The sequence below is a fragment of the Streptomyces sp. NPDC045778 genome, assembly GCF_056431945.1.
On the sequence record NZ_JBWKJZ010000018.1, the window covers coordinates 123,321 to 144,470 of the forward strand.

Here is a 21,150-nt window from a genome sequence, read left to right on the forward strand (position 1 = left end):
TGTCTGCCCCTCACATCCGGAAAACGCCGAAGCCGCGTTCGCCCAAGGGCGCACCGGCACACGCGGTCAGGGCCAGGCCGAGCACCTGGCGGGTCTCCAGCGGGTCGATGACGCCGTCGTCCCACAGGCGTGCCGTGGCGTAGTAGGCGTTGCCCTGCTGGTCGTACTGCGCGCGGACGGGGTCTTTGAAGGCCTCCTCGTCCTCCTGGGACCACTCCTCGCCGCGTGCTTCGAGCTGGTCGCGCTTGACGGTGGCGAGCACCGAAGCGGCCTGCTCGCCGCCCATCACGGAGATCTTGGCGTTCGGCCACATCCACAGGAAGCGGGGGGAGTAGGCCCGCCCGCACATGGAGTAGTTGCCCGCCCCGTACGAACCGCCGACCACGACGGTCAGCTTGGGCACGCGGGCGCAGGCAACGGCCGTGACCATCTTGGCGCCGTGCTTGGCGATGCCGCCCGCCTCGTAGTCCTTGCCGACCATGAAGCCGGAGATGTTCTGGAGGAACACCAGCGGGATGCCGCGCTGGTCGCACAGCTCGATGAAGTGGGCGCCCTTCTGGGCGGACTCGGAGAACAGGATGCCGTTGTTCGCGACGATGCCCACCGGGTGGCCGTGGATGTGCGCGAAGCCGGTGACCAGCGTCTGGCCGTACTCCGCCTTGAACTCGGCGAAGCGGGAGCCGTCGACCACGCGCGCGATGACCTCGCGCACGTCGTACGGAGTGCGGGAGTCCACCGGCACCGCGCCGTACAGACCGAGGGGGTCCACCTTCGGCTCCTCGACGGGCCGCACCTCCCAGGGCAGCTGCCCGCGCGCGGGGAGCGTGGAGACGATCGTGCGCACGATGCGCAGCGCGTGCGGGTCGTCCTCGGCGAGGTGGTCGGTGACGCCGGAGACGCGGGAGTGGACCTCGCCGCCGCCCAGCTCCTCGGCGGTCACGACCTCACCCGTGGCGGCCTTCACCAGGGGCGGGCCGCCCAGGAAGATCGTGCCCTGCTCGCGGACGATCACGGCCTCGTCGCTCATCGCCGGGACGTACGCCCCGCCGGCCGTGCAGGAGCCGAGCACCGCCGCGATCTGCGGGATGCCGGCGCCGGACATCCGCGCCTGGTTGTAGAAGATCCGGCCGAAGTGCTCGCGGTCGGGGAACACCTCGTCCTGCATCGGCAGGAAGGCGCCGCCGGAGTCGACCAGATACAGACACGGCAGGCGGTTCTCCAGGGCGATCTCCTGGGCCCGCAGGTGCTTCTTGACCGTCATCGGGTAGTACGTGCCGCCCTTGACGGTGGCGTCGTTGGCGACGATCACGCAGTCGCGGCGGCTGACCCGGCCGATGCCCGCGATGACGCCGGCCGCCGGGGCGTCGCCGCCGTACATCCCGTCGGCCGCGAGCGGGGCCAGCTCCAGGAACGGCGAGCCCGGGTCCAGCAGCGCGTCGACGCGGTCGCGCGGCAGCAGCTTGCCGCGCGCCACGTGCCGCTGCCGGGCGCGCTCGCCGCCGCCGAGCCGGGCCGCGGCGAGCTTGCCGCGCAGTTCGGCCACGAGGGCGGCGTGCGCCGACTCGTTCGCCCGCCAGGCGTCCGACGCGGGGTCCGCCGCGCTCGTGAGGACCGGTGCCTGTTGCATCCGCTGTGCTCCCCGGGTTAGTGAGCGTTAACGTCTTGCCTTCAGGTTAACGACCGCTAACGGCGCTGTCTAGAATTGATTCCATGGCCACCAGGACCGACGCCCCCACCCGCCGCGAGCAGATCCTCAAGGAAGCCGCCCGGCTCTTCGCCGAGCGCGGCTTCCACGGCGTCGGCGTGGACGAGATAGGGGCCGCCGTCGGCATCAGCGGACCCGGTCTCTACCGCCACTTCGCGGGCAAGGACGCGATGCTCGCCGAGCTGCTCGTCGGCATCAGCGAGCGGCTGCTCACCGGCGGCAAGCGCCGCTGCGCGGAGGCGGCGGGCGCGCCGGACGCCGCCCTGGACTCGCTCGTCGAGGGCCACATCGACTTCGCCCTGGACGACCGCCCGCTCATCACTCTCCACGACCGCGAGCTGGACCGCCTGCGCGACAGCGACCGCAAGATGGTGCGCCAGCTCCAGCGGCAGTACGTGGAGCTGTGGGTGACCACCGTCCGCGAGGTGTATCCGGGGCTCGCCGAGGTGGAGGCGCGCGCGTCCGTGCACGCGGTGTTCGGCCTGCTGAACTCGACGCCGCACCTGGGTCGCCCGGGCTCCCTGCCGGACCGGGAGGAGACGGCGCGGCTCCTGCACCGCCTCGCCCGCGGGGCGCTGGGGGCGGCGGCGGAGGGCCGCCGGTAACGCTTCCGGCTCTGGACGGTCACAGTGACCCACGGGTAACGTCGATGTGAGCAAGCGCTTAGTCGTGCCTGTCACCGAGGGAGTCCAACCGTGCGGCGTACTGTCTTCAACGAGGACCACGAGGCATTCCGGGAGACCGTCCGGGCCTTCATCGAGGCCGAGGTCGTGCCCGTGTACGACGAGTGGTACGCGGCGGGTCAGGCGCCCCGCGACTTCTACTACAAGCTCGCGGACCTCGGGGTCTTCGGCATCCGCGTCGAGGAGGAGTTCGGCGGCGCGGGCATCGACTCGCACAAGTTCGAGGCCGTCATGTACGAGGAGACGGCCCGCGCGGGCGTCTCCTTCGGCGGCTCCGGCGTGCACGTGCTGCTCGGCCTGCCGTACCTCCAGATGCTCGCCACCGACGAGCAGAAGAAGCGCTTCCTGCCCAAGTTCGTCTCCGGCGAGGAGATGTGGGCGCTCGCCATGACCGAGCCGGGCACCGGCTCGGACGTCGCGGGCATGAAGACCACCGCCAAGCTCTCCGGCGACGGCACGCACTACGTCCTCAACGGCGCCAAGACCTTCATCACCGGCGGCGTGCACGCCGACCGCGTGATCGTCTGCGCCCGCACCGCGGCGCCGCGCGAGGACGACCGCCGCTTCGGCATCTCCCTGTTCGCGGTGGACACCAAGGCCGAGGGTTACTCCGTCGGGCGCAAGCTCGACAAGCTCGGCCTGAAGGTCTCCGACACCGCCGAACTGGCCTTCGTCGACGTCAAGGTGCCCGTCGACGACCTGCTCGGCGAGGAGAACAAGGGCTTCGCCTACCTCGGCCACAACCTGGCATCCGAGCGCTGGGGCATCGCCTTCGGCGCCTACGCGCAGGCCAAGGCCGCCGTCCGGTTCGCCAAGGAGTACGTCCAGGAGCGCACGGTCTTCGGCAAGTCCGTCGCCTCCTTCCAGAACACCAAGTTCGAACTGGCCGCCTGCCAGGCCGAGGTGGACGCCGCCGAGGCCGTCGCCGACCGGGCCCTGGAAGCCCTGGACGCGGGCGAGCTGACCCCCGCCGAGGCCGCCTCCGCCAAGCTCTTCTGCACCGAGGTCGCGCACCGTGTCATCGACCGCTGCCTCCAGTTGCACGGCGGCTACGGCTTCATGAACGAGTACCCGATCGCCCGCCTGTACGCCGACAACCGCGTCAACCGCATCTACGGCGGCACCAGCGAGGTCATGAAGATGATCATCGCGAAGTCGATGGGTCTGTAAGTCCACGCATGAGCCGGGAACTTCAGGACCTCCTCGACCTGCTCGACCTGGAGCGGGTCGAGCAGGACATCTTCCGGGGCACGAGCCGCTCCGCCCTGGTGCCGCGCGTCTTCGGCGGGCAGGTCGCAGCCCAGGCGCTTGTCGCGGCGGGCCGTACGGTGCCCGACAACCGGCCCGCCCACTCGCTCCACGCCTACTTCCTGCGGCCCGGCGACCCGGGCGCGCCCATCGTCTACACCGTGGACCGCATCCGCGACGGGCGCTCCTTCACCACCCGCCGCGTCGTCGCCGTGCAGCACGGCCAGCCGATCTTCCATCTGTCGGCGTCCTTCCAGGCGTACGAGGAGGGGCTCGAACACCAGGTGGGGATGCCCGCGGCGCCCGACCCGGAGGCCCTGCCCACGGCCGCCGAGGCCCTTCCCCTGCATCTGCCGCCGGACGTCGCCCGGCGGCTGGTAGAGGCGCGCGCCGCCGTCGACCTGCGGTACGCGGACCTGCCGCCGTGGGGCACGGTGGGCCGGCCCCGGGAGCCGCGCTCCCAGGTGTGGTTCCGTACCAACGGCAAGCTCGAAGGCGAGCAGGCCGGGTCGCTGCTCCACCTGTGCCTGGCCACGTACGTCTCCGACATGACGCTGCTCGACTCGGTGCTGCTCGCGCACGGGCGCGGCGGCTGGGCCGTCGGGGACGTGGTGGGCGCGTCCCTCGACCACGCGATGTGGTTCCACCGGCCTTTCCGGGCGGACGAGTGGCTCCTCTACGACCAGGAGTCCCCGTCGGCGAGCGGCGGCCGGGGCCTCGGCCAGGGCCGCATCTGGACCCGCGACGGGCAGCTCGCCGTGACCGTCATCCAGGAGGGCGTCGTCAGGGTCCCGAGGAGCTAGGGCCCACCGGACCATTCCGGCATACTCGCCCAGCATGGGTGAAACCACGTCACGTGCCGCAGAGGGCGGCGGCGAGAGTACGTTCACCGTCGCCGTCGCCGCGCTCGCCAACCTCGGGATCGCCGCCGCCAAGGCCGTGGCCGGTGCCGTCAGCGGCTCCAGCGCGATGCTCTCCGAGGCCGCGCACTCCGTCGCCGACACCGTCACCGAGCTGATGCTGCTCCTGTCCCTCAGGAGCGCCGAGCGCCCGGCCGACGAGGACCACCCGCTCGGCTACGGCGGCGCGCGCTACGTCTGGGCGCTGCTCGCCTCCGTCGCCACCTTCGTCGGCGGCGGCGTCTTCGCCCTCTACGACGGGATCCACACCCTCACGCACGGCAGGGAACCCGGCGACCCGCTCCTCTCGTACGTCGTCCTCGGGATCGCCTTCCTCCTGGAGGGCTACTCCCTGCGCACCGGCCTGAGGCAGGCGCGGGGCGCGGCCGACCGGTTCGACGTGCACGTCAAGCACTATCTGCGGCACACCCCCGACACCGCGGTGAAGGCGGTCGTGATGGAGGACTCCGCCGCGCTCGCGGGCCTCGTGCTCGCCGCGGGCGGCCTGCTCGGCGGGCAGCTCACCGGCTCGGGCGTCTGGGACGGCCTCGCGTCGCTCGCCATCGGCGCGCTGCTCGTGTACGTCGCCTGGGTCCTGGGGCACGCCAACGCGGAACTGCTCATCGGGCGGCCGCTGCCGAGGTCCGTGCGGGCGAAGGTGCGGGCCGAACTCCTCGCGGACCCGCACGTGGTGGGCGTCCTGGAGCTGACCACCCTGCTCCAGGGGCCGCGGGAGGCGCTCGTCGCGGCGAAGGTGGACTTCCGGGACGTGTCCACGGCCGCGGAGGTCGAGCAGGCCTGCGACCGCGTGGCCCGCCGCCTCAAGGCCCGCTTCCCCGCCGTGCGCCGGGTGTACCTGGACCCGACGCCGGGCCCGGGTCAGGCCTGCGGGAGCCCCGCGGATTCGAGCAGGTAGGCCGTCATCGGGTCGTAGAAGCGCGGGCTCGTCACGTGGTCGTCGAGGGGGACCGTCACCTGGAGCGTGCCCTCGGCCTCCGCGATGAACAGGGCCGGGTCGTTGCAGTCCGCGTAGCCGACCGCGTCGATGCCGCGCTGGCCCGCGCGGCCCGCCCAGCCGTGGTCGGCGACGACCAGGTCGGGCAGGGGGCGCTCCTCGCGGACGAGGCCGTCCAGGACCGCGTTCATCGGCTCCGGCGAGTGCGTGTGCCACAGCGTCGCGCCGCGCTCCAGGACCGCCACGTCCGCGAACTGGAAGAGGAAGCCCTCGTCCGCCGTCAGGCCGTCCGGGATGACGACGATCTCGCAGCCCGCGGCGCGCAGCGCGGACGCCGTCGCGCGGTGCACGTCCAGCAGACCGCCGGGGTGACCGGTCGCGAACAGGACGCGCTCCCTCGCGTCGGCCGCCTTGCGCAGACGGCCCGCCATCCGCTCCAGGGCGTCGACCGTCAGCTCCGGGTCGATGGTGTCCTGGCCCTGGCGGTGCTGCGGGTCGTCGATCACGCCGCAGCGCTCGGCCATCACCGCGAGCACGTCCTGCTCGTCGCTCCAGCGGTCGCCGAGTTCAAGACCCAGCCAGTAGTGGCGGTCGCCGTTCGCGAGCTTGCGGTAGTGGGAGAGGTTGTTCTCGCGGGGTGTCGCCACGTGGCCCGCTATGCGGGTGCGGACGAGGTGGTCTACGAGCGCGGCACGGCTGGGTATCGGCATGCCCCCCATTGTGCCGTCGGCCGCGCGCCCGGTCGGGGCGTCCCGCACACCGGAGTGTGCCCCCGCTCACGTACGCGCGTACGGGCGGGCCGGGTGAGTCAGCGGTCGCGGCCGAGCGCGAACCACAGCTCCATGCGGACGTCCGGGTCGTCCAGGTCCGCGTCCAGCAGGGCGGCGCAGCGGGCGACGCGCTGCCGGACGGTGTTGCGGTGCACGGACAGGGCGGCGGCCGTGCGGTCCCAACTGCCGTGCAGGGACAGCCAGGTGCGCAGCGTCTCGGTGAGGGCCGGGCCGGCGCCGAGCGGGGCGAGCAGCATGCGCGCGTGGGCGTCGGCCTCGGCGGGCGCGACGAGCGCGGCGAGGCCGGTCTCGCGGTGCCGCACCAGCGGGACGCGGGTGGCCTCGGCCCTGCGCACGGCCCGCGCGGCCTGCGCGTCTGCGGCGGCGATGGCCTCGACGGCGGCGGGCGCGGAGACGCCGAGGGTCCAGCCGTGCTGCGCGGTGACCTCGCGCCCCGCGGGCAGCAGCAGCGTGGTGGTGTCGGGCCCGGCGTCCACGAGCGTGCTGCCGAGCGCCGTGGCCAGGGAGGCGGGGGTGGGCGGGGGCGCGCCGGAGCCGCGCTGCACGCGCGCGTGGACCACGGTCCAGCGGTCGGCGCCGAGCAGGGGCGCCACCTCGTGCGGGGCCGCGCCGAGCAGCAGCCGGACGAGGGCCGCGGAGCGCGCGGACTCGGTGGCGCCCTGGTGGTCCGCGGTGAGCAGGGCGAGCAGGACGGCGGCGACCTGCGCGACGGTGTGGTCGCCCGGCTCGCGGCGGCGCGTGGCGACCCCGAGGGCCAGGCCCCGCGGCCCGGCGAGGGCGTACGCGGCGAGGTGCGTGGCGTCGACGGTGTCCGTGCCGGACGCGGGGGCCGGGCGGGGCTCGGCCGGGTGCAGCACCACCCCCGCGAGCCGGGCCAGGGCGGTGAGCGCCGCCTCGCCCGGCGGGGTGCCCGCGCTCTGGGCGGGGGACCCGTCGGCGGTGTGCAGGGCCGCGTACCCGTCGAGGCGCGCCGCCAGCTGCCGCAGCAGCGCGGGCACCGGGTCGGGCCTCGCGGCGGCCGCGGCGAGGCCCTGCTGGGCCTGGGCGACGCGGCGCAGCTCGGCGTGCCTGGCCTCCGCCATCAGCTGCCACACGGCCCGCGCGACCCCGCTGAACGTCGTCTGCGGCGGCACTTCGAGCAGCGGCAGGCCGTGCCGGTCACAGGCCTCCACCAGCGCGCGCGGCACGGCGCTGTGCACGGGCGCGACGCCGAAGCCGAGGGCCGCGCCGCCCGCCGCCACGATCCGGGACACGTAGGAGTCCAGGTGGCCGGGCCCCGCGCCCGCCGCGTCCGGCACGTGCACCCCGGCCGTCAGGAGCAGCTCGCCGCCCAGGAGGTAGGGGTACGGGTCGGCCATCTCCGAGGTGTGCACCCAGTGGATGTCGGCCGCCGCCGCGTCCGGGCCCGCGATCTGGCGCAGGCCGAGGCCCTCGTGGGCGAGTAGGGCGGTCAGCGGGACGGGCGGGGTGGGCGGGGCCGAGGGCGGCACGGGTGCCGACGGCACGGGTGCCGACGGCCCGGGTGCCGACGGCCCGGGTGCCGACGGCCCGGGTGACGGCGGCACGGGTGACGGCTGCGGGGCGGACGGCTGCGGGTCGGGCTCGGTCATGGTGGACGATTCCTCCATCCAGGCCGGTAAAAGTAGAGGAAACGTACACTTCAGCGATGCTTTCCGGCCACCTAGGGTCGTGTCGACCGTCACACCGAGGTCGTCCCCCTCAGGCGCGTGAAGGAGAGGTACCCATGGCTGTCGACTATGCGGTGATCGTCGTCTATCTCGCGGGGATGCTGGCCATGGGCTGGTGGGGCATGCGCCGTGCCAAGTCCAAGAGTGAGTTCCTGGTCGCGGGCCGCCGCCTCGGGCCGTGGATGTACTCCGGCACGATGGCCGCGATCGTCCTCGGCGGCGCCTCCACCATCGGCGGCGTCGGCCTCGGCTACACGCACGGCCTGTCCGGCGCCTGGATGGTCTTCACCATCGGCCTCGGCCTGCTCGCCCTCTCGGTCTTCTTCTCCGCCCGCATCGCGCGCCTGCGGGTCTACACCGTCTCCGAGATGCTCGACCTGCGCTACGGCGGCCGCGCGGGCGTCCTGTCCGGCGTCGTCATGTGGGGCTACACGCTGATGCTCGCAGTGACCTCCACCATCGCGTACGCCACGATCTTCGACGTCCTGTTCGACGTGAACCGCACGCTCGCCATCGTCATCGGCGGCTCCATCGTCGTCGCGTACTCCACGCTCGGCGGGATGTGGTCGATCACGCTCACGGACATGGTGCAGTTCGTGGTCAAGACGATCGGCGTGCTGCTGCTCCTGCTGCCCATCGCGGTCGTCAAGGCGGGCGGCTTCGGCGAGATGAAGGCGAAGCTGCCCGGCGAGTACTTCGAGCCGTTCGGCGTGGGCGGCGAGACGATCTTCACGTACGTACTGATCTATACCTTCGGCATGCTCATCGGGCAGGACATCTGGCAGCGCGTGTTCACCGCGCGCAGCGACAAGGTGGCCCGCTGGGGCGGCACGGTCGCCGGTACGTACTGCCTGGTCTACGCGCTCGCGGGCGCCGTCATCGGCACCGCCGCGAAGGTCATGTACCCGAAGCTGCCCAGTGCCGACGCCGCCTTCGCCACCATCGTCAAGGACGAACTGCCCATGGGCGTGCGGGGCCTCGTGCTCGCCGCCGCGCTGGCCGCCGTGATGTCCACCTCGTCCGGCGCGCTCATCGCGTGCGCGACCGTGGCCAACAACGACATCTGGGCGCGGCTGCGGGGCGCTGCCGCGCAGGGGGACCCGCACGACGAGGTGAAGGGCAACCGCGCCTTCATCCTCGTCATGGGCGTCGCCGTCATCGGCGTCTCCATCGCCCTCAACGACGTCGTCCAGGCACTGACCGTCGCGTACAACCTGCTCGTCGGGGGTCTGCTCGTGCCGATCCTCGGCGGCTTGCTGTGGCGGCGGGGGACCGGGGCCGGCGCCCTTGCCGCCGTCGTCGCGGGCGGGCTCTCCGTGATCGGCCTCATGTGGCACTACGGGATCCTCGCGAACGAGCCCATCTACTACGGGCTGCTGACCTCGCTGGTCGTGTACGTGGTGGGGTCGCTGGTGACTCGGCCCACCGATGCGGGGACGCTCGCGGCTTGGCGTGAACGGGTCGCTGGGCGCGAGCCCGAAGCGGAGGCGCCCGTGCCGGCCTGATTCTCTCCCCCACCCCGCCCCTTCCCGAAACCAAGGGGCTCCGCCCCCTGGACCCCCGAATCGGCCTTCGGCCTCGGAGCGCCGAAAAAGCGGGGGCACGGGGGCGGCAGCCCCCGGATCGGGAAGGGGCGGGCCTGGGGCGCACCCGCGAGGGTTCACACTGTTTACGCACGTTCGTTCCATCAGGAGACACCGACCATGACCACCCCCGAGAACACCACCCCGCGCGGCCCCGTCGACTCCTCGCGGATCCCGCGCTACGCGGGCCCCGCGACCTTCGCCCGCCTTCCCCGCCTCGACGAGGTCGGCTCCGCGGACGTGGCGGTCGTCGGCGTCCCCTTCGACACGGGCGTGTCGTACCGCCCGGGCGCCCGCTTCGGCGGCAACGCGATCCGCGAGGCCTCCCGCCTGCTTCGCCCGTACAACCCGGCCCAGGACGCCTCTCCGTTCGCGCTCGCCCAGGTCGCCGACGCCGGCGACATCGCGGCGAACCCGTTCAACATCAACGAGGCCGTGGAGACCATCGAGGCCGCCGCCGACGACCTGCTCGGCACCGGCGCCCGCATGATGACCCTCGGCGGCGACCACACCATCGCGCTGCCCCTGCTGCGCTCGGTGGCGAAGAAGCACGGCCCCGTCGCGCTGCTCCACTTCGACGCGCACCTCGACACCTGGGACACGTACTTCGGCGCCGAGTACACCCACGGCACCCCGTTCCGCCGGGCCGTGGAGGAGGGCATCCTCGACACCGAGGCCCTCAGCCACGTCGGCACGCGCGGCCCGCTGTACGGCAAGCAGGACCTCACCGACGACGAGAAGATGGGCTTCGGCATCGTCACCTCGTCGGACGTCTACCGGCGCGGCGCCGACGAGGTCGCCGACCAGCTGCGCCAGCGCATCGGCGACCGGCCGCTGTACATCTCCATCGACATCGACTGCCTCGACCCGGCCTTCGCGCCCGGCACCGGCACCCCGGAGGCGGGCGGCATGAGCTCCCGCGAACTCCTTGAGATCCTGCGCGGCCTGGCCTCCTGCAACCTGGTCTCCGCCGACGTCGTCGAGGTCGCCCCGGCCTACGACCACGCCGAGATCACCTCCGTGGCCGCGTCCCACACCGCGTACGAACTGACGACGATCATGTCCCGGCAGATCGCGGAGGCCCGCGCCAAGTGACCCACGACCACGACCTGGAACTGAGGCCCACCGCCGCGCAGACCGAGGCCGCCCTGAATCCGCCCGCGGGGCGCAACGGCGGCGACCTCGTCGTCGAGACCCTGCGCGGGCTCGGCGCGGCCACCGTGTTCGGCCTGCCGGGGCAGCACGCCCTCGGCATGTTCGACGCGCTGCGCCGCTCCGACCTGCGTTACGTCGGGCTGCGCGTGGAGAACAACGCCGGCTTCGCCGCGGACGCGTACGGCCGGGTGACCGGGGAGGTCGCGCCGCTGCTCCTGTCGACGGGGCCCGGCGCGCTCACCTCGCTCGCCGCGCTCCAGGAGGCCGCCGCCGCGAGCGCGCCGGTGCTCGCCATCGGCAGCCAGGTCCCCGTCGCCGGGCTCGGCGGCGGGCGCCACGGCTATCTGCACGAGCTGCGCGACCAGCAGGCCTCGTTCCGGGACGTGGTCAAGTCCGTCCACACCGTCCGCACCCAGTCCCAGATCCCGTCCGCGATCGCGGCGGCCTGGGAGTCGGCGCTCACCGCGCCGCACGGGCCGGTGTGGGTGGAGATCCCGCAGGACGTGCTCCTCGCGGAGACGGCGCTTCCGCAGGTCACCGCCGTGGACGCCACGCCGCGCGAGCTGGTGCCGCGCCCGGAGCTGACCGCCGTGGCCGCCGATCTGCTGACGCACGCGGAACGCCCGGTGATCATCGCGGGCGGGGGTGTCGTCCGCGCCGACGCCTCCGGCAAGCTCCGCGCGCTCGCCGAGAGGCTGGACGCGCCGGTCGTCACCACCTTCGGCGGCAAGGGCGCCTTCCCCTGGGAGCACCCGCTGTCCCTCCAGTCCTGGCTGGAGGACCGGCACACCACCGACTTCCTGGAGGACGCCGACGTCCTGCTCGTGGTCGGCTCCGGGCTCGGCGAACTCTCCTCCAACTACCACACCTTCGCGCCCCGCGGCCGGGTGATCCAGATCGAGGCCGACCCCGGCAAGCTGGAGTCCAACCACCCCGCGCTCGGCATCCACGCCGACGCCCGGCTCGCCCTGACCGCGCTCCTGGAGACGGTGGGGGAGCGCCGGGACCCGGCGGCGCCCGAGCGGGTCGCGGCCCTGCTCGCGAAGGTCCGCGCCCGCATCGAGGGGCAGGGCCTGACCCTGGAGCAGGAGGTCCTCGCGTCCGTGCGGGCCGCCCTGCCGGACGGCTCGCCGTCGTTCTGGGACATGACGATCCTGGCGTACTGGGCGTGGTCCGCCTTCGACGCGCGGCGCCCCAACACCATGCACTCGGCGCAGGGCGCGGGCGGCCTCGGCTACGGCTTCCCGGCCGCCCTGGGCGCGGCGGCCGCCGACCCCACCCGCCCCGTCCTCGCGGTCTCCGGCGACGGCGGCGCGATGTACTCGATCGCCGAGCTGGCCACCGCCAAGCAGTACGGCCTGAACGTGACCTGGCTGATCGTCGACGACGGCGGCTACGGCATCCTGCGCGAGTACATGTCCGACGCCTTCGGCGAGCCCACGGCCACCGAGCTGACCCGCCCCGACTTCGTCGCCCTCGCCGAGTCCTTCGGCGTACCGGGCGTACGGACCTCGCCCGAGGCGCTGCGGGACGACCTGGCGAAGGCGCTGGCGCAGCCGGGCCCTTCGGTCGTCGTCCTCCCGGCCCTCCTGCGCATGTTCGCGCCGACGCACCTCGGCACGACTTGATCACAACTGGGGTGGCGGCAGCCTGAGTTCCGCCCACACCGCCTTGCCGATCCCGTACGCGCGCTGACAGCAGCCCCATCGTTCGGACAGGGCGATCACCAGGGCGAGCCCCCGGCCTCGCTCGTCATCAGCCCGCGCCTCGCACGGCGCGGGCTGTTCGGTGTTCGCGTCGGCGACCTCGATCCGCAACCGCCGTCCGCAATGAGTGATCCGTACGCCGATCTCGCGGCCCGTGGGAACGCGCGCGTGCTGGATGGAGTTGGTGACCAGCTCCGAGAGCAACAGCTCGGCAGTGTCCGCCACTTCGCCGCCGATCTTCCATGCGGCGAGTTGCTCGCGCAGCAGCGTACGGGCATGGCCTGCGCTTCGTGGGGTGCGGGGCAACTGCCACTCGGCTTCGAAGTCCCCGGACCTTGCCGGTTGCCCGGACGCGGTGTGGGCTGACACAGGTACCTCCATGGGGGGCTTCGGACCTGAGACATCTCTAGAGATGTCGCCAGTGAAGCGGAACCCCTTGTGGTGTGTCAACGCATCTCTAGAGATGTGCGGGTCGGTCGCGAAGGTTCGATGCCCGACTGCGTCCCGCGATGCGTGGTGCTTAAGGTGTCTAGAGATGATCGGAGGAGGTCCGGATGAGCGGCCGGGGTAGCGAACGCCAGCCCAAGTACCAGCGCATCGCCGCGGAGCTGAGGGCGGGGATCGAGGCCGGGGAGTACGGGCCGGGGGAGCGACTGCCCGGTGAGAACGACCTGATGGCCGCCCATGGCGTCGCGCGTATGACGGCTCGCCAGGCGCTCGCGCTTCTCCAGGCGGAGGGCCTTGTCGAAGCGCGTAAAGGCGCTGGGGTGTTCGTCCGGGACTTCAAGCCGATCCGGAGGCACGGCGTCGAGCGCCTCGCGCACACGCAGTGGGGTTCGGGGCGCTCGATCTGGGCCGCCGACGTCGGTGAGCGCGACCTGGTGGTCGACTCCGTCGAGGTGGCCGAAGAGGCCGCCCCGGCCGCGGTGGCCGGAATTCTGGAACTCGGTGAGGAGGACGTCGTCTGCGTACGGCGACGTCGGTTCGTCCTTGACGGCAAGCCGGTGCTGCTTTCCGTCTCCTACTTGCCGGCGGAACTGGTCAGCGGGACCCCGATCGCCCAGCCGGACACCGGTCCGGGCGGAACGTACGCGAGGCTCGGAGAACTCGGGCACCGGCCGGTCCGGTTCCGCGAGGAGGTCCGCTCGCGCATGCCCAAGGGTGACGAGTCCGCCCGCCTTGACATGTCGCCCGGCATGCCGGTCATGCTCATCGGCCGCACCGCGTACGACGAGCAGGGGCGTGCCGTCGAAGTCAACGAGATGGTCCTTGACGCGTCCGCGTACGTCTTGGAGTACGGCTTCGAGGCGTGAAGGCCCGGGCTGAGGCCTGTGTGACGAAGACGGCACCGGTAGATGCCCCACAGTCGTACAACCATTCACTCGTGTAGGTGAGTCATGGGATGCGCGTGCGTCCGGAGCGCACGCGTGTACCGACTACGGGGGGAACCTCCATGACTCACCGCATATCCCGGCGTGCCCGCGTGCTGAGCGCCGGTGCGGCCGCCGCCGTCCTCGTGCCGATCGCCGGGACGGCCGTCGCCACCCCCGCCGCCGCGGCGGCCCCGCAGGTCACCTGCACCTCGGCCCAGCCGGAGCTGGCGAAGAAGCTGGCGAAGGACATCAACGCCGCGCTGAAGAACCGCAAGGGCACCATCGCGGTCGGCCTGTACGACAGAGCCACCAAGACGACGTGCACCCTGCGCGGCACGACCTCGTTCGACTCGGCCAGCGTCGTCAAGGTGACCGTGCTCGCCACGCTGCTGTGGGACGCGAAGAAGAGCGACCGGTATCTGACGGACCGCGAGTCCAGCCTCGCCAAGGCCATGATCACCAAGTCCGACAACAACGCCACCAGCGCCCTGTGGCGCCAGCTCGGCGCGGGCAAGGTCAAGAAGTTCCTCGCCGCCGCGAAGATGACGAAGACCGTGCCGGGGTCGGGCGGCTACTGGGGCCTGACCCGGATCAACGTCCAGGACGAGCAGAAGCTGCTCGCCCTGATCACCGCGCCGAACTCCGTGCTCAGCGACAACGGCCGCGCGTACATCCTGAAGCTGATGAACCAGGTCGTCCGCGACCAGCGCTGGGGCACCCCGGCGGGCGCCCCCTCCGGCGTCAAGACCCACGTGAAGAACGGCTGGCTGCCGCGGGCCACGCACGGCTGGCGCGTGCACAGCATCGGCGCCTTCAAGGGCCGCGGCCACGACTACACGATCTCCGTGCTCACCCACGGCAACGGCTCCATGAACTACGGCGTCGACACCATCCAGCGGGTCTCCAAGGCGATCCACAAGGACCTGACGCCCCTCACCCAGGCCCCGCAGCGCTACGCCCCGACGGACACCCCGAAGGAAGCGATGGTGCCGGTGCCGCAGGCCTGACGGGCCTCCTTCATCCCGCCGCGATTGTTGCGGCGGGATGAAATCCGCCCCCTGACGTGTTGGGCCTCTCGGCAGGTCAGGACGGCGGGAGGAACGCGGTGACGGAGCAGCCGGAGCGGCAGGGCTGGGCGAGACGGCTGTGGGGGTACGCCTGGCGCTACCCCAAGGACGTCGTGCTCGCGCTCGGCTCGTCCCTCGGGGGCATGGCCGTCATGGCCGTGGTCCCGCTGCTCACCAAGGTCGTCATCGACGACGTCATCGGCGACCACAGCCGCTCCATGGGCCCCTGGGCGGGCGCCCTGCTCGGCGCCGCCGTCCTCGTGTACGTCATGACGTACGTCCGCCGCTACTACGGCGGCCGCCTCGCCCTCGACGTGCAGCACGACCTGCGCACGGAGATGTACGACACCATCACCGCGCTCGACGGGCGGCGTCAGGACGAGCTGTCCACCGGGCAGGTCGTGGGCCGTGCCACCAGTGACCTCCAGCTGATCCAGGGCCTGCTGTTCATGCTGCCCATGACCATCGGGAACGTCCTGCTGTTCGCGATGTCCCTGGCGATCATGGCCTGGCTCTCGCTGCCGCTCACCCTCGTCGCCCTCGCCGTCGCGCCCGCCCTGTGGTGGATCGCCCGGCGCAGCCGCAGCAAGCTGCACCCGGCGACCTGGTACGCGCAGGCGCAGGCCGCCGCCGTCGCGGGCGTCGTGGACGGTGCCGTCAGCGGCGTGCGCGTGGTGAAGGGCTTCGGGCAGGAGGAGCAGGAGACCGGCAAGCTGCGCGAGGTCGGCCGTAAACTGTTCGCGGGCCGGCTGCGCACCATCCGGCTCAACTCCCGCTACACCCCCGCCCTCCAGGCCGTGCCCACCCTCGGGCAGGTCGCGATGCTGGCGCTCGGCGGCTGGCTCGCGGTCGAGGGGGAGATCACGCTCGGCACCTTCGTCGCGTTCTCCACCTACCTCGCCCAGCTCGTCGGCCCGGTGCGGATGCTCGCCATGGTCCTGACCGTCGGCCAGCAGGCCCGCGCGGGCGCCGAGCGCGTCCTGGAGCTGATCGACACCCGGCCCGCCATCGCGGACGGCACCAAGGAGCTGCCCGCCGACGCCCCGGCGACCGTCGAGTTCGACGACGTGGCGTTCTCGTACGGCGACGGCGACGGCGAGGACCGGCGCCCCGTCCTCGACGGCCTCAGCTTCGAGATCCGCTCCGGTGAGACCCTCGCCGTGGTGGGCTCGTCCGGCAGCGGCAAGTCCACCGTCTCGCTGCTGCTCCCGCGCTTCTACGACGTGTCGCGCGGCGCCGTCCTCATCGGCGGCCACGACGTGCGCGAGCTGACGCAGGACTCCCTGCGCGCCGCCATCGGGCTCGTGCCCGAGGACTCCTTCCTCTTCTCCGACACCGTGCGCGCCAACATCGCGTACGGCCATCCCCAGGCGACGGACGAGGAGATCGAGCGGGCCGCGCGCGCCGCCCAGGCGGACCGTTTCATCAGCGAGCTGCCCGACGGCTACGACACCAAGGTCGGCGAGCACGGGCTCACCCTCTCCGGCGGCCAGCGCCAGCGCGTCGCGCTCGCCCGCGCCATCCTCAGCGACCCGCGTCTGCTGGTGCTCGACGACGCCACCTCCGCGGTGGACGCCCGGGTCGAGCACGAGATCCACGAGGCCCTCGCACAGGTCATGGAGGGCCGCACCACCCTGCTCATCGCGCATCGGCGCTCCACCCTGGGCCTCGCCGACCGCATCGCCGTCCTCGACGGCGGCCGGCTCGCCGCCATCGGCACGCACGCCGACCTCGAGCGCACCTCGCCGCTGTACCGGCGCCTGCTCACCGACCCGGACGAGCTGGGCGGCGTCTCGCCAGGACACACCGCGCCGCCGCGCGCGGCCGAGGCCGCCGAGGACACCTCCGTACGCGACGAGCTGGACGCCGAGTTCGACGCCGAGCGCGGCATCACGCCACGCCTGTGGACGGGCGACCGTGAGCCCAAGACCGCCGAGAGTTCAGCGTTCGCCGGGGCCCCGGCCACGCCCGAGCTGCTCGCGCAGGTCGAAGCCCTGCCGCCCGCCACCGACAGGCCCGACATCGACGAGGCGCGGGCCGTCGCCCCAGAGGAGGCCTACGGCCTGCGCAGGCTGCTGCGCGGCTTCGGCCTCCCGCTCCTGCTGAGCCTGCTGCTCGTGGCGGTGGACGCGGGCATGGGCCTTCTCCTGCCCGTCCTCATCCGGCACGGCATCGACGAGGGCGTGTCGCAGGCCGCGCTCGGCGCGGTGTGGGCCGCCTCGGGGCTCGCGCTCGCCGCCGTCGTGGTGCAGTGGTCGGCCCAGACCGGCGAGACCCGCATGACGGGCCGCACCGGCGAGCGCGTCCTGTACTCGCTGCGGCTGAAGATCTTCGCGCAGCTCCAGCGCCTCGGACTCGACTACTACGAGCGGGAGCTGACCGGGCGCATCATGACCCGGATGACGACGGACGTGGACGCCCTGTCCACGTTCCTCCAGACCGGGCTCGTCACCGCGTTCGTCTCCGTCGTCACCTTCTTCGGCATCATGGCCGCCCTGCTCGTGATCGACCTCCAGCTCGCGCTCGTCGTCTTCGCGACGCTCCCGCTCCTCGTCGTCGGCACGTACTTTTTCCGCAGGTCGAGCGTGAAGGCGTACGAACTGGCCCGTGAGCGCGTGTCCGTGGTCAACGCCGACCTCCAGGAGACCGTGTCCGGGCTGCGGATCGTGCAGGCGTTCCGGCGCGAGCGGACGGGCGGCGCGCGGTTCGCGGCCCGCAGCCACGACTACCGCCAGGCGCGGGTGCGCGGCCAGTGGCTGATCTCGGTGTACTTCCCGTTCGTGCAGCTGCTGTCCTCGGTCGCGGTCGTCGCCGTCCTGATCGTGGGCGCGCACCGCGTGGACGCGGGCACCCTGACGACCGGCGCCCTGGTCGCCTACCTCCTCTACATCGACCTGTTCTTCGCGCCCGTGCAGCAGCTGTCCCAGGTCTTCGACGGCTACCAGCAGGCCACCGTGTCGCTCGGCCGCATCCAGGAGCTGCTGCGCGAGCCGACCTCCACGAAGGCCCCGGACGAACCCCTCGAGGTGCTGTCCCTGCGCGGTGAGATCGCCTTCGAGGACGTGGAGTTCGCGTACGCGGGGGCCGCCGACGACACGGCCGGCGGGGAGGCGGCGGAGACCGCGCTCAGCGGCATCGACCTGCGCATCCCCGCGGGCCAGACCGTCGCCTTCGTCGGCGAGACCGGCGCGGGCAAGTCCACCCTGGTCAAGCTCGTCGCCCGGTTCTACGACCCCACGGGCGGCCGCGTCACCGTCGACGGCACCGACCTGCGGGCCCTCGACCTCACCTCGTACCGGCACCGCCTTGGCGTCGTGCCGCAGGAGGCGTACCTGTTCGCGGGCACCGTGCGCGACGCCATCGCCTACGGCCGGCCCGACGCCACCGACGCTCAGGTCGAGGCCGCTGCCCGCGCGGTCGGCGCGCACGACATGATCGCCACCCTTGAGGGCGGCTATCTGCACGAGGTGGCCGAGCGGGGGCGCAACCTCTCGGCGGGGCAGCGCCAGCTCATCGCCCTGGCCCGCGCGGAGCTGGTCGACCCCGACGTCCTGCTCCTGGACGAGGCCACCGCCGCCCTGGACCTCGCCACCGAGGCGCAGGTCAACCTGGCCACGGACCGCCTGGCCGGCAAGCGCACCACCCTGGTGGTGGCGCACCGGCTCACCACGGCCGCCCGCGCGGACCGCGTGGTCGTGATGGACCACGGCCGGGTCGCGGAGGACGGCACGCACGAGGAGCTGCTCGCCCTCGACGGCCGGTACGCGAAGCTGTGGCGCACCTTCGTGGGGGAGCCGGTGGAGGCCTGAGCCCGCGACGCCGCAGGCCCGAGGGGGCGGACGGGCCCGGCCCGTCCGCCCCCTCGGCACCTCACGCGCCGGTCCGGTCCAGGGCGATGACCTCGACCTCGATCAGCCAGTCGGGCTGCGCGAGCGAGACCACCTCGACGAGGGTGTCCGCGGGGTAGGGCTCGGCCAGGAACTCCTCGCGCAGCGTGATGGTGTGCGGCAGGTTCTCCGCCATGCCGCGCACGAAGATCCCCACCTTCACGACGTCGGCGAAGGTCAGCCCGGCGGCTTCCAGGACCCGCTCCACGTTGCGGAACGCCTGCCGGCCCTGCGCGAGGAAGCCGCCCTCCACGGTCGTGCCGTTCTCGTCGAAGCCCGCCTGACCCGACACGTACACGAACCCGCCGGCCTTCACGGCCTGCGAGATCCGGTACGAGGCGTACCAGTCCGGCGTGGTGGCGACCTTCTCGATGCGTCCCCCGGCGGCGGTGCTGCGGTCGTTCGACATGGCTCTCCCCTTGCTCGACGGGTCCGGCGGCCGGGCCCGATGTCGGCGTTACGAAACGTTCCGTAACGTGTGAGAAAGCTAGGCCGCTTCCGGGCTCCTGTCAAAACGAAACGTAACGTCACGCCTGGGGTAGGGTGACGGCATGCCCCCCGAGCCCCACAGCGAACGACGCAGCGAGCGTGCCCGCCGAGCCGTCCTGGACGCGGTCTACGACCTGGCGACGAGCAAGGGCTACGCGAAGCTGACCATCGAGGCCATCGCCTCCCGGGCCGGCGTGGGCAAGCCGACCATCTACCGCTGGTGGTCCTGCAAGGGGGCGGTCGCGCTCGACGCCCTGGACGAACGGCTCGGCGCGGCCACCGACTTCCCCGACACCGGCGACGTCGCCGCCGACCTCGCCGCCCAGATCACCTCGGTGACCGCCATGCTCACCGGTGACCTGGGCCGGGTCTACCGGGGCATCATCGGCGAGGCGCAGAGCGACCCCGAGCTGATGGCCACCGTCCGCGAGATCATCGTCGACCCCCGCGTGCGCCGGTGCCAGGAGCGCCTCGACCGGGCCGTCGCCGCGGGGCAGCTGCGCGCCGACCTGCCCACGGCGGCCATGGTCGACCTCTTCTACGCCCCGGTGTACTACCGCTTCCTCATGGGGTTCGACGACGCGGACGTCGAGCGGAGCGGGGACCTCGTGCGGGAGGTCCTGCGCGGTCTCAGTACTTCGACTTGATGTCGGTGATCGTGCGGGTCGCCAGATCGGACTGGACCGACAGATAGGTGTAGGTGCGCTCCTCACCGGTGCCCCAGGTCAGGCGCACCGTCGAGGTCGTCTTGCCCATGCCGCTGTCGCCCGCGGTCACGCGCCACGCGCTCGGCGCGTTCTGCGCGCGCAGCACACCGTCGGCGTCGTGGCGCCGCTCCCAGTCGAGCAGCCGCTTACGCAGGTCGGGGGTCAGGTAGAAGGTGCGCAGGGCCGCGGCGGCCTTGTGGGAGCCGGAGTCGTTCGCCACGTCGACGTAGGCGCCGTAGAAGTGGGCGACGCGCTCGTAGGCGGGGCCGGGGCCGCCGCTGCGGGCGGGCGCGTGGCCCGGCTCGGCGGCGGGCGCGGCGGCCGGGGCGCCGGTCTCGGGCGTGGCGGAGGCCGCGGACGGCACGGCGGCCACGGCGGTGAGGACGGCGGCGGCGAGGATCAGACGGGGGCCGCGAGGGCCGGAGCCGCGGTGTGACGGGCGACGTGCGGGAGGTGCCGGAGTCATCGGGGTCATCGGGGTCATCGAGGTCATCGGGGGCCTGCCTTTCACGTCTCTGCTCCCTCCGTCACGGGTGGCTGGGGGAAGTTGTGTCAAACCTGGAAAATGGCATGGACCATTCCGCAACCATCGGATGCGTGTCCGGCGTCCGTACGTCCGTACGCTGATGCCGGGGTGGCGGGAGGGGTCCTCGTGAAGAGTGGTCGGATACGGCGCCGTGCGGCGGAGGTCGCCGCCGCGGTCACCGCTGCCCTCCTGTTCACGCTCGTGGGCCCTGGCGCGGGCACGGCGCAGGCCGCCCCGGTCTGCCCCGGCCAGAAGATCCGCACCCTCGACTTCAGCACCGGCAAGGTCGTGCTCTTCAAGAAGCGCGGCTTCGTCTGCGCCGTGACGTACGCCAAGAACACCCGCAACCGCAAGGCCATGTCCGTCAGCGTGCAGGCGCGCGGCAGCCGCCCCGTGCGGGACGCGGGCCGCTATGTGCGCCTCGCGGGCCCGGTGAAGGTGCACGCGGGTCACCGCTGCGTATGGGTCAAGGGCGCGGTGAGCGGGCGCGGGGTCAGCTCGGGCTGGATCCTCTGCTGAGGGCGCGGCGCGGCCCGGCGGTGAGCCGCACGTCCGCTGAGCGGACCCGGCCGTCCCCTGAGTGAATTTCCCGCCGCCCGAGATGGCGGTGAATCGTCCCTATGTCGCCAATGCGGCCTGGTGTGCGGCCAGTTGCTCCGTTAGGTTCCGGGGAATCGCCGCGCCGACA

Annotated in this window: 18 protein-coding genes; 12 read left to right on the forward strand and 6 right to left on the reverse strand. The window is 72.6% G+C overall.

The window, feature by feature from the left end; genetic code table 11:
- Nucleotides 1-10 precede the first annotated feature (10 nt).
- Nucleotides 11-1,627 carry a carboxyl transferase domain-containing protein gene (locus tag AC07GB_RS23430; RefSeq protein ID WP_478848418.1) on the reverse strand — a complete coding sequence of 539 codons (1,617 nt, stop codon included), beginning with the start codon at nucleotides 1,625-1,627 and terminating at the stop codon, nucleotides 11-13.
- A gap of 83 nt (nucleotides 1,628-1,710) precedes the next feature.
- Here AC07GB_RS23430 and AC07GB_RS23435 point away from each other — a divergent pair, with 83 nt between their 5' ends.
- The 4 genes from AC07GB_RS23435 to AC07GB_RS23450 all read left to right on the forward strand — a co-directional run bounded on the left by AC07GB_RS23435 (nucleotide 1,711) and on the right by AC07GB_RS23450 (nucleotide 5,451).
- Nucleotides 1,711-2,310: an SACE_7040 family transcriptional regulator gene (locus AC07GB_RS23435; RefSeq protein ID WP_478848420.1), complete on the forward strand. Its 600-nt coding sequence runs from the start codon at nucleotides 1,711-1,713 to the stop codon at nucleotides 2,308-2,310.
- A 90-nt stretch (nucleotides 2,311-2,400) separates the two neighbouring features.
- Entirely contained in the window at nucleotides 2,401-3,558 is a 1,158-nt protein-coding gene (locus AC07GB_RS23440; protein WP_478848422.1) for an acyl-CoA dehydrogenase family protein, read from the forward strand.
- An 8-nt stretch (nucleotides 3,559-3,566) separates the two neighbouring features.
- A complete protein-coding gene (locus AC07GB_RS23445) occupies nucleotides 3,567-4,439 on the forward strand; it encodes an acyl-CoA thioesterase (RefSeq protein ID WP_478848424.1) in 873 nt (290 codons plus the stop codon).
- A 34-nt stretch (nucleotides 4,440-4,473) separates the two neighbouring features.
- Nucleotides 4,474-5,451: a cation diffusion facilitator family transporter gene (locus tag AC07GB_RS23450; protein WP_478848426.1), complete on the forward strand. Its 978-nt coding sequence runs from the start codon at nucleotides 4,474-4,476 to the stop codon at nucleotides 5,449-5,451.
- Here AC07GB_RS23450 and AC07GB_RS23455 read toward each other — a convergent pair.
- Both AC07GB_RS23455 and AC07GB_RS23460 read right to left on the reverse strand, forming a co-directional pair.
- Nucleotides 5,415-6,200, reverse strand: a complete 786-nt coding sequence (locus AC07GB_RS23455) for a phosphatase (protein WP_478848428.1) — start codon at nucleotides 6,198-6,200, stop codon at nucleotides 5,415-5,417. The genes AC07GB_RS23450 and AC07GB_RS23455 overlap by 37 nt on opposite strands.
- A 98-nt stretch (nucleotides 6,201-6,298) precedes the next feature.
- Complete coding sequence (locus tag AC07GB_RS23460; RefSeq protein ID WP_478848430.1) at nucleotides 6,299-7,891, reverse strand: PucR family transcriptional regulator; 1,593 nt, start codon at nucleotides 7,889-7,891, stop codon at nucleotides 6,299-6,301.
- Between the two features lie 134 nt (nucleotides 7,892-8,025).
- Between AC07GB_RS23460 and AC07GB_RS23465 the strand changes: the two genes are divergently transcribed.
- The 3 genes from AC07GB_RS23465 to AC07GB_RS23475 all read left to right on the forward strand — a co-directional run bounded on the left by AC07GB_RS23465 (nucleotide 8,026) and on the right by AC07GB_RS23475 (nucleotide 12,335).
- Nucleotides 8,026-9,474, forward strand: a complete 1,449-nt coding sequence (locus tag AC07GB_RS23465; protein WP_478848432.1) for a sodium:solute symporter family protein — start codon at nucleotides 8,026-8,028, stop codon at nucleotides 9,472-9,474.
- Nucleotides 9,475-9,672: 198 nt separating this feature from the next.
- The gene (gene speB / locus AC07GB_RS23470) at nucleotides 9,673-10,647 is read left to right on the forward strand and encodes an agmatinase (protein ID WP_478848434.1); all 975 of its coding nucleotides are present in this window, start codon (nucleotides 9,673-9,675) and stop codon (nucleotides 10,645-10,647) included.
- Nucleotides 10,644-12,335 (forward strand): thiamine pyrophosphate-binding protein, encoded by a 1,692-nt coding sequence (locus AC07GB_RS23475; protein WP_478848436.1) that lies wholly within the window; start codon nucleotides 10,644-10,646, stop codon nucleotides 12,333-12,335. The genes speB and AC07GB_RS23475 overlap by 4 nt, the downstream gene beginning before the upstream one ends.
- Here the strand turns inward: AC07GB_RS23475 and AC07GB_RS23480 are convergent, their stop codons facing one another.
- Nucleotides 12,336-12,782 carry an ATP-binding protein gene (locus AC07GB_RS23480; protein WP_478848438.1) on the reverse strand — a complete coding sequence of 149 codons (447 nt, stop codon included), beginning with the start codon at nucleotides 12,780-12,782 and terminating at the stop codon, nucleotides 12,336-12,338.
- Nucleotides 12,783-12,967: 185 nt separating this feature from the next.
- Between AC07GB_RS23480 and AC07GB_RS23485 the strand changes: the two genes are divergently transcribed.
- The 3 genes from AC07GB_RS23485 to AC07GB_RS23495 all read left to right on the forward strand — a co-directional run bounded on the left by AC07GB_RS23485 (nucleotide 12,968) and on the right by AC07GB_RS23495 (nucleotide 18,662).
- Nucleotides 12,968-13,726, forward strand: coding sequence for a GntR family transcriptional regulator (locus AC07GB_RS23485; protein WP_478848440.1), 759 nt, complete (start codon nucleotides 12,968-12,970; stop codon nucleotides 13,724-13,726).
- Nucleotides 13,727-13,866: 140 nt separating this feature from the next.
- Entirely contained in the window at nucleotides 13,867-14,793 is a 927-nt protein-coding gene (locus AC07GB_RS23490) for a serine hydrolase (protein WP_478848442.1), read from the forward strand.
- A 98-nt stretch (nucleotides 14,794-14,891) separates the two neighbouring features.
- Nucleotides 14,892-18,662, forward strand: coding sequence for an ABC transporter ATP-binding protein (locus tag AC07GB_RS23495; protein WP_478848444.1), 3,771 nt, complete (start codon nucleotides 14,892-14,894; stop codon nucleotides 18,660-18,662).
- A gap of 61 nt (nucleotides 18,663-18,723) precedes the next feature.
- Here AC07GB_RS23495 and AC07GB_RS23500 read toward each other — a convergent pair whose 3' ends face one another.
- Nucleotides 18,724-19,149 carry a RidA family protein gene (locus tag AC07GB_RS23500; protein ID WP_478848446.1) on the reverse strand — a complete coding sequence of 142 codons (426 nt, stop codon included), beginning with the start codon at nucleotides 19,147-19,149 and terminating at the stop codon, nucleotides 18,724-18,726.
- 142 nt (nucleotides 19,150-19,291) lie between these two features.
- Between AC07GB_RS23500 and AC07GB_RS23505 the strand changes: the two genes are divergently transcribed.
- The gene (locus AC07GB_RS23505) at nucleotides 19,292-19,876 is read left to right on the forward strand and encodes a TetR/AcrR family transcriptional regulator (protein ID WP_478848448.1); all 585 of its coding nucleotides are present in this window, start codon (nucleotides 19,292-19,294) and stop codon (nucleotides 19,874-19,876) included.
- Here AC07GB_RS23505 and AC07GB_RS23510 read toward each other — a convergent pair.
- Nucleotides 19,860-20,429, reverse strand: coding sequence for a hypothetical protein (locus AC07GB_RS23510; protein WP_478848450.1), 570 nt, complete (start codon nucleotides 20,427-20,429; stop codon nucleotides 19,860-19,862). The two genes, AC07GB_RS23505 and AC07GB_RS23510, sit on opposite strands and share 17 nt — an antisense overlap.
- A gap of 159 nt (nucleotides 20,430-20,588) precedes the next feature.
- Here AC07GB_RS23510 and AC07GB_RS23515 point away from each other — a divergent pair, with 159 nt between their 5' ends.
- Complete coding sequence (locus AC07GB_RS23515; RefSeq protein WP_478848452.1) at nucleotides 20,589-20,981, forward strand: hypothetical protein; 393 nt, start codon at nucleotides 20,589-20,591, stop codon at nucleotides 20,979-20,981.
- Nucleotides 20,982-21,150 lie beyond the last annotated feature (169 nt).

What these genes read in the sequence shown, in the direction of transcription:
- AC07GB_RS23430 (WP_478848418.1), bottom strand. Translation starts at nt 1,627, where the DNA reads ATGCAACAGGCACCGGTCCTCACGAGCGCGGCGGACCCCGCGTCGGAC.
- AC07GB_RS23435 (WP_478848420.1), top strand. Translation starts at nt 1,711, where the DNA reads ATGGCCACCAGGACCGACGCCCCCACCCGCCGCGAGCAGATCCTCAAG.
- AC07GB_RS23445 (WP_478848424.1), top strand. Translation starts at nt 3,567, where the DNA reads ATGAGCCGGGAACTTCAGGACCTCCTCGACCTGCTCGACCTGGAGCGG.
- AC07GB_RS23450 (WP_478848426.1), top strand. Translation starts at nt 4,474, where the DNA reads ATGGGTGAAACCACGTCACGTGCCGCAGAGGGCGGCGGCGAGAGTACG.
- AC07GB_RS23455 (WP_478848428.1), bottom strand. Translation starts at nt 6,200, where the DNA reads ATGCCGATACCCAGCCGTGCCGCGCTCGTAGACCACCTCGTCCGCACC.
- AC07GB_RS23460 (WP_478848430.1), bottom strand. Translation starts at nt 7,891, where the DNA reads ATGACCGAGCCCGACCCGCAGCCGTCCGCCCCGCAGCCGTCACCCGTG.
- AC07GB_RS23465 (WP_478848432.1), top strand. Translation starts at nt 8,026, where the DNA reads ATGGCTGTCGACTATGCGGTGATCGTCGTCTATCTCGCGGGGATGCTG.
- speB (WP_478848434.1), top strand. Translation starts at nt 9,673, where the DNA reads ATGACCACCCCCGAGAACACCACCCCGCGCGGCCCCGTCGACTCCTCG.
- AC07GB_RS23485 (WP_478848440.1), top strand. Translation starts at nt 12,968, where the DNA reads ATGAGCGGCCGGGGTAGCGAACGCCAGCCCAAGTACCAGCGCATCGCC.
- AC07GB_RS23490 (WP_478848442.1), top strand. Translation starts at nt 13,867, where the DNA reads ATGACTCACCGCATATCCCGGCGTGCCCGCGTGCTGAGCGCCGGTGCG.
- AC07GB_RS23500 (WP_478848446.1), bottom strand. Translation starts at nt 19,149, where the DNA reads ATGTCGAACGACCGCAGCACCGCCGCCGGGGGACGCATCGAGAAGGTC.
- AC07GB_RS23505 (WP_478848448.1), top strand. Translation starts at nt 19,292, where the DNA reads ATGCCCCCCGAGCCCCACAGCGAACGACGCAGCGAGCGTGCCCGCCGA.
- AC07GB_RS23510 (WP_478848450.1), bottom strand. Translation starts at nt 20,429, where the DNA reads ATGACCTCGATGACCCCGATGACCCCGATGACTCCGGCACCTCCCGCA.